Annotated in this window: 5 protein-coding genes; 4 read left to right on the top strand and 1 reads right to left on the bottom strand. The window is 52.8% G+C overall.

Annotation, left to right across the window (positions count from 1 at the left end; all coding sequences use genetic code 11):
- Positions 1-234: hypothetical protein (locus ABIE10_RS22490; RefSeq protein WP_429157111.1), on the bottom strand; the 234-nt coding region annotated here is incomplete at its 3' end.
- Between the two features lie 152 nt (positions 235-386).
- On the opposite strand from ABIE10_RS22490, the gene metA reads away from it, so the two are divergent.
- The 4 genes from metA (at position 387) to aceK (ending at position 6,356) form a co-directional block, all read left to right on the top strand.
- Entirely contained in the window at positions 387-1,316 is a 930-nt protein-coding gene (gene metA, locus ABIE10_RS22485; RefSeq protein WP_016155321.1) for a homoserine O-acetyltransferase MetA, read from the top strand.
- A gap of 268 nt (positions 1,317-1,584) precedes the next feature.
- Complete coding sequence (gene aceB / locus ABIE10_RS22480; RefSeq protein ID WP_410400710.1) at positions 1,585-3,186, top strand: malate synthase A; 1,602 nt, start codon at positions 1,585-1,587, stop codon at positions 3,184-3,186.
- A gap of 35 nt (positions 3,187-3,221) precedes the next feature.
- The gene (aceA, locus tag ABIE10_RS22475; protein WP_016155323.1) at positions 3,222-4,526 is read left to right on the top strand and encodes an isocitrate lyase; all 1,305 of its coding nucleotides are present in this window, start codon (positions 3,222-3,224) and stop codon (positions 4,524-4,526) included.
- 102 nt (positions 4,527-4,628) lie between these two features.
- A complete protein-coding gene (gene aceK, locus ABIE10_RS22470) occupies positions 4,629-6,356 on the top strand; it encodes a bifunctional isocitrate dehydrogenase kinase/phosphatase (protein WP_016155427.1) in 1,728 nt (575 codons plus the stop codon).
- Positions 6,357-6,364 lie beyond the last annotated feature (8 nt).

The following is a 6,364-nucleotide window of genomic DNA, read 5'->3' as shown; positions in this document are numbered from 1 at the left end:
CGGCCCGGAGGGTGGCGGGCAGGACGCCCGCCATAAACTGCCAGGCATCAAATAAGTGAAGAAGCCCATCCTGCCGGATGGGCTTTTTTGCGTCTGCAGGGAGTGAGAACTGCCGGATGCAGCGTACCGTTTTATCCAGCCCATACTGTTGTAACCGGTGTGCAGGCCTGAGAAGCGCAGCACACCTGGCTCTCCCGGCAGCACATTGCCTGTTACGCGAACGACGAATAGCATTCTCCTTTTTTCTTTACTGCACTAATCTACAGCAAGGAGCCGTGAAACTTTCTCAACTTGAGGATGCAGGCTCGACATTCGCATGATTCCTGGGTATCTTCAGCTATCTGGATGTCTAAACGTTTAAACGTATGTAGTGAGGTTATCAGGTTATGCCAATTCGCGTGCAGGACGAGCTACCCGCCGTCAATTTCTTGCGTGAGGAAAACGTCTTTGTGATGACGTCATCTCGCGCTTCTGGTCAGGAAATTCGTCCACTGAAGGTGCTCATCCTCAACCTGATGCCCAAGAAGATTGAAACGGAAAACCAGTTCCTGCGTTTACTGTCTAACTCCCCGCTGCAGGTAGATGTTCAGCTATTGCGCATTGATGCCCGCGAGTCACGCAACACCCCTACGGAGCATCTGAATAACTTTTACTGTAATTTCGAGGATATCTGCGATCAGAACTTTGATGGACTGATCGTGACCGGCGCGCCGTTGGGTCTGGTTGAATTTAATGACGTGGCTTACTGGCCGCAGATTAAACAAGTGCTTGAATGGGCGAAAGATCATGTTACATCGACGCTCTTTGTCTGTTGGGCGGTGCAAGCCGCATTGAATATCCTGTACGGAATTCCCAAGCAAACCCGTACGGATAAACTCTCAGGCGTCTATGAGCACCATATTCTTCATCCTCATGCGCTGCTGACGCGTGGATTTGATGATGCGTTCCTGGCCCCGCATTCGCGCTATGCCGATTTTCCTGCTGCCCTTATCAGGGACTACACCGATCTCGAGATTTTTGCCGAAACAGAAGAGGGAGATGCCTACCTGTTTGCCAGCAAAGATAAACGTATTGCCTTCGTAACGGGCCATCCTGAATATGACGCTCATACACTCGGCAGTGAATATTTTCGTGACGTCGAAGCGGGCTTAACGCCGGAAGTGCCCTATAACTACTTCCCAAAAGATGACCCGCAAAATAAACCGCGGGCAACCTGGCGTAGCCACGGCAATCTGTTGTTTACCAACTGGCTCAACTATTACGTTTACCAGATCACGCCATATGATCTACGTCACATGAATCCAACGCTGGATTAATCTTCTGTAACAGACGATCCTTAAGCGTTTCAGCATGTTGAATCAGGCACCTTCGGGTGCCTTTTTTATTTCCGAAACGCACCTCACTGTGTAATTAAATTTTATTTATATTGTTATCAATAGGTTAATTGATAATTAAATTAAAAATGGAAATTGTTTTTGATTTTGAAATTTAAATGAGTAGTCTTAGTTGTGCTGAACGAAAACCGCACAACGATCCTTCGTTCGCATTGGGGATGTGTTTGGATCAATGACGAGGAACTACGCAATGAATCAACAGGCAACGACAACCGATGAACTGATCTTCACCAGGCCGCGTGGCGAACAGGAACAGCAGATTCTGACCGCTGAGGCGGTGGAGTTTCTGACCGAGCTGGTGACAAGATTTACGCCAAAGCGGAATAAACTTCTGGCTGCACGTATCCAGCAGCAGCAGGATATTGATGACGGTAAGTTGCCTGACTTTATTTCGGAAACAGCTTCCATTCGCGAAGGCAGCTGGAAAATTCGCGGTATTCCTGATGATTTACTGGATCGCCGTGTAGAGATTACCGGACCGGTTGAGCGCAAGATGGTTATCAACGCGCTGAACGCGAACGTCAAAGTCTTTATGGCTGATTTTGAAGATTCGCTGGCTCCTGAGTGGAGCAAAGTTATCGACGGGCAGATCAACTTGCGCGATGCAGTCAATGGCACCATTAGCTACACCAACGAAGCCGGTAAAATTTATCAACTCAAACCCAATCCGGCCCTGTTAGTGTGCCGCGTTCGCGGTCTGCATCTGCCGGAAAAACACGTCACCTGGCGTGGCGAATCGATCCCGGGCAGCCTGTTCGACTTTGCCCTCTATTTCTTCCACAACTACAAAACGTTGCTGGCAAAAGGCAGTGGCCCTTATTTCTATCTACCCAAAACGCAGGCCTGGCAAGAAGCGGCATGGTGGAGTGAAGTGTTCAGCTATGCAGAGGATCGCTTTAATCTGCCGCGCGGCACAATTAAAGCGACCCTGCTGATTGAAACGCTGCCAGCCGTTTTCCAGATGGACGAAATTCTGCACGCGCTGCGTGACCACATTGTGGGCCTGAACTGCGGTCGCTGGGACTACATTTTCAGCTATATCAAAACACTGAAGAACCACCCGGATCGCGTGTTGCCGGATCGTCAGGTGGTGACGATGGATAAGCCATTCCTCAGTGCGTATTCGCGTCTGCTGATCAAAACCTGTCATAAACGCGGCGCGTTCGCGATGGGCGGCATGGCCGCGTTCATTCCCAGCAAAGATGCGGAACGTAACAACCAGGTTCTGACCAAGGTAAAAGCGGACAAAGCGCTGGAAGCCAATAACGGTCATGACGGCACATGGATTGCCCATCCAGGACTGGCAGATACCGCAATGGCGGTGTTCAACGACGTACTCGGTGAAAATAAAAATCAGCTGTTCGTGACCCGTGAAGAAGATGCGGCGATTACCGCAGAACAATTGCTGGCACCCTGTGAAGGTGAGCGTACTGAAGAAGGCATGCGTGCCAACATTCGTGTCGCGGTGCAGTACATCGAAGCGTGGATCTCCGGTAATGGCTGCGTACCGATTTATGGTCTGATGGAAGATGCGGCCACCGCCGAAATCTCTCGTACTTCCATCTGGCAGTGGATCCACCACCAGAAAACGCTCAGCAACGGCAAACCGGTTACCAAACCGTTGTTCCGCCAGATGCTGGCCGAAGAGATGTTGGTGATTCAGGACGAACTGGGGGAACACCGCTACAGCAGCGGGCGTTTTGACGATGCCGCGCGCCTGATGGAGCAAATCACCACTTCCGACGAGTTAATTGACTTCCTGACGTTACCGGGCTACCGCCTGTTGGCCTAATTTACCCACAATTTATCCTAATGGAGCATCTGCACATGAAAACCCGTACTCAACAAATCGAAGAATTACAGAAAGAATGGACTCAACCGCGCTGGGAAGGCATCACCCGCCCCTATAGCGCGGAGGAAGTGGTGAAATTACGTGGCTCGGTCAACCCGGAATGCACGCTGGCGCAGCTTGGCGCGGCGAAAATGTGGCGTCTGCTACACGGCGAATCGAAGAAAGGTTATATCAACAGCCTCGGTGCGCTGACTGGTGGTCAGGCGCTGCAGCAAGCGAAAGCTGGTATTGAAGCGGTCTACCTTTCAGGCTGGCAGGTGGCGGCAGATGCCAACCTGGCGTCCAGCATGTATCCGGATCAATCGTTGTATCCAGCGAACTCCGTTCCGGCGGTGGTGGACAGGATCAACAACACATTCCGTCGTGCCGATCAGATCCAATGGTCAACCGGTATTGAGCCGAACGATCCGCGCTATGTGGATTACTTCCTGCCGATCGTTGCCGATGCGGAAGCGGGTTTTGGCGGGGTACTGAACGCGTTTGAACTGATGAAATCGATGATTGAGGCTGGTGCAGCGGCCGTTCACTTCGAAGATCAGCTCGCATCGGTGAAAAAATGTGGTCACATGGGTGGCAAAGTCCTGGTGCCGACTCAGGAAGCTATCCAGAAACTGGTGGCAGCCCGTCTGGCTGCAGACGTTATGGGCGTTCCGACGCTGGTGATTGCGCGTACCGATGCTGACGCAGCCGATCTGATTACGTCTGATTGCGACCCATACGATAGCGAGTTCATCACTGGCGAGCGTACCAGCGAAGGGTTCTATCGTACGCATGCGGGCATTGAGCAGGCGATCAGCCGTGGTCTGGCTTACGCACCGTATGCGGATCTGGTGTGGTGTGAAACCTCCACGCCGGACCTCGAACTGGCGAAGCGCTTTGCCGATGCTATTCATGCGAAATTTCCAGGCAAACTGCTGGCCTACAACTGTTCGCCATCGTTTAACTGGCAGAAAAACCTGGATGACAAAACCATTGCCAGCTTCCAGCAACAGCTGTCTGATATGGGTTACAAATACCAGTTCATTACGCTGGCGGGTATCCACAGCATGTGGTTCAACATGTTCGACCTCGCGCATTCCTATGCGCAGGGTGAGGGCATGCGCCACTACGTTGAGAAGGTTCAGCAGCCGGAATTTGCGGCGGCTAAAGATGGTTACACCTTCGTGTCCCATCAGCAGGAAGTAGGGACAGGCTACTTCGACAAAGTAACCACCATCATTCAGGGCGGCACTTCTTCAGTGACCGCGCTGACCGGCTCGACTGAAGAATCGCAGTTTTGATCAATGCCCGGTGGCGCTGCGCTTACCGGGCCTACGAAGGGATGTAGGCCGGATAAGCGAATGCGCCATCCGGCATGACATTGTGCCGGATGGGAGAAATTGATGACGCGTGGCCTGGAATTACTGATTGCTCAGACGATTTTGCAAGGTTTCGACGCCCAGTACGGGCGTTTTCTGGAAGTGACCTCCGGCGCGCAGCAGCGTTTTGAACATGCCGACTGGCACGCGGTTCAGCAGGCGATGAAAAGCCGTATCCACCTTTACGATCATCATGTGGGTCTGGTGGTGGAGCAACTGCGCTGCATTACTGATGGCAAAAGTACCGACGCGGATTTTTTACTTCGCGTGAAAGAGCATTACACCCGGCTATTGCCAGATTATCCACGCTTCGAGATTGCGGAGAGTTTCTTTAACTCCGTCTATTGCCGGTTATTTGACCACCGCTCGCTGACTCCCGAGCGACTGTTTATTTTCAGCTCTCAGCCAGAGCGCCGTTTTCGCACGATCCCACGCCCGTTGGCGAAAGACTTTTTTCCCGATACCGGCTGGGAGTGGCTGCTTACGCGCGTCCTCAGCGATCTGCCCTTGCGTCTGCCGTGGCAGAACAGACATCGGGATATCCACTACATCATCGAACACCTGACCGAAACGCTGGGGGCGGATGTGTTGCAGCGCAGTCATTTGCAGGTGGCGAACGAACTGTTTTATCGCAACAAGGCCGCCTGGCTGGTCGGGAAGTTGATTACCCCTTCCGGGACGCTGCCGTTTTTACTGCCAATTCACCGTACTGACGAAGGTGAACTGTTTGTCGATACCTGCCTGACCACGACGGCGGAAGCCAGTATCGTGTTTGGCTTCGCCCGCTCGTATTTTATGGTTTACGCCCCACTGCCCGCCGCGTTAGTGGAGTGGCTGCGCGAGATCCTGCCCGGTAAAACCACCGCTGAATTGTATATGGCGATCGGCTGTCAGAAACACGCGAAGACCGAAAGTTACCGCGAATATCTGCTCTATCTTGCCCATTGCGATGAGCAATTTATCGAAGCGCCGGGGATCCGCGGCATGGTGATGCTGGTATTTACCCTGCCAGGCTTCGACCGCGTCTTTAAAGTCATCAAAGACAAATTTGCGCCGCAAAAAGAGATGTCGGCCGCCCACGTCCGCGCCTGTTATCAACTGGTCAAGGAGCACGATCGTGTCGGGCGGATGGCTGACACTCAGGAGTTCGAGAACTTTGTGCTGGATAAACGGCAAATCGATCCGTCGCTGATGGCGCTGTTGCTACAGGAAGCCCCGGAAAAAATTACCGATCTCGGCGAGCAGATTGTCATTCGCCATCTGTATATCGAACGACGGATGGTGCCGCTGAATATCTGGCTGGAGCAGGTCGAAGGCCAGCAACTGCGCGATGCAATTGAAGAGTACGGTAATGCCATTCGTCAGCTGGCCGCCGCCAATATTTTCCCCGGTGATATGCTGTTTAAGAACTTCGGCGTGACTCGCCACGGGCGCGTGGTGTTCTACGACTACGATGAAATTTGCTACATGACGGAGGTGAATTTCCGCCATATCCCGCCGCCGCGCTACCCGGAAGATGAGATGAGCGCCGAACCGTGGTATAGCGTATCGCCGGGGGATGTCTTCCCGGAAGAGTTTCGTCACTGGCTATGCGCTGACCCGCGTATCGGGCCGCTATTTGAAGAGATGCATGCTGACCTGTTCAGCGCCGACTACTGGCGAGGTCTGCAAACGCGGATCCGTGAAGGACACGTGGAAGATGTTTACGCCTACCGGCGCAAACAGCGGTTTTGCATCAGATTTGCGGCTTGATGTCCGGC

Origin of the sequence: Citrobacter sp. 506 (genome assembly GCF_050434985.1) — a bacterium.
Lineage (GTDB): Bacteria > Pseudomonadota > Gammaproteobacteria > Enterobacterales > Enterobacteriaceae > Citrobacter > Citrobacter braakii.
This window is presented reverse-complemented; position numbering and strand designations above follow the sequence as displayed.